Here is an 892-nt window from a genome sequence, read left to right on the forward strand (position 1 = left end):
CCGAAGCCACTAGGCTTGAGCCACACCCAGCCCGCCTGCCGAAAGTGAGCCATGCCCCTCGACGTTGAGAGCCTCCGTTCCCAGTTCCCCTCGCTGTCCTCGGGGATCGCCCACTTCGACGGTCCCGGTGGTACCCAGACCCCCCGTGTGGTGGGGCAGACGATAGCCGATGCGCTGACCGGCCCCCTGTCCAATCGCGGCACCACCGTGTCCTCGGAGAGGAACGCCGACCGGATCGTGTACGAGTTCCGCGCGGCCATGGCCGACTTCCTGAACGTCGATCCGGCCGGCATCGTCTACGGGCGCAGCGCAACGCAGCTCACCTACGACTTCGCCCGCCACCTCGCCTCGGGCTGGGGCCCGGGGGATGAGGTGGTGGTGACCCGGCTCGACCACGACAGCAACATCCGGCCCTGGGTGCAGGCAGCCGAGCGGCAGGGGGCCAGCGTTCGCTGGATCGGCTTCGATCCGGGGACTGCCGAACTGAACATGGGCGACCTCCACGCGGCGCTCAGCGATCGGACGCGGCTGGTGGCAGTCACGGCGGCATCGAACCTCCTCGGCACAATGCCCGACATCCCGGCGATCGCCCGGCTGACGCACGACGCAGGAGCACTTCTTTATGTGGACGGCGTCCACTACGCGGCGCATGCCTCCGTGGACCTCCGCGCGCTCGGGGCGGACTTCTTCGTCTGCTCGCCCTACAAGTTCCTCGGTCCTCACTGCGCCGTCCTTGCCGCGGCTCCCGACCTGCTGGAGACCATCCACCCGGACAAGCTGCTCCCGTCCACCGATATCATCCCGGAGCGGTTCGAGTTCGGCACCCTGCCCTACGAAACCCTGGCCGGGACCACGGCGGCGGTCGACTTCCTCGCCTCCCTCGCCGATCCCG

1 protein-coding gene is annotated in these 892 nt (G+C 68.8%); it reads left to right on the top strand.

Annotated features, from left to right (window positions below):
* Positions 1-51 precede the first annotated feature (51 nt).
* On the top strand, positions 52-892 hold an 841-nt coding region (locus Y704_RS20775), incomplete at its 3' end, for an aminotransferase class V-fold PLP-dependent enzyme (RefSeq protein WP_081747588.1).

Source organism: Arthrobacter sp. Br18 (assembly GCF_000520555.1).
Lineage (GTDB): Bacteria > Actinomycetota > Actinomycetes > Actinomycetales > Micrococcaceae > Arthrobacter_D.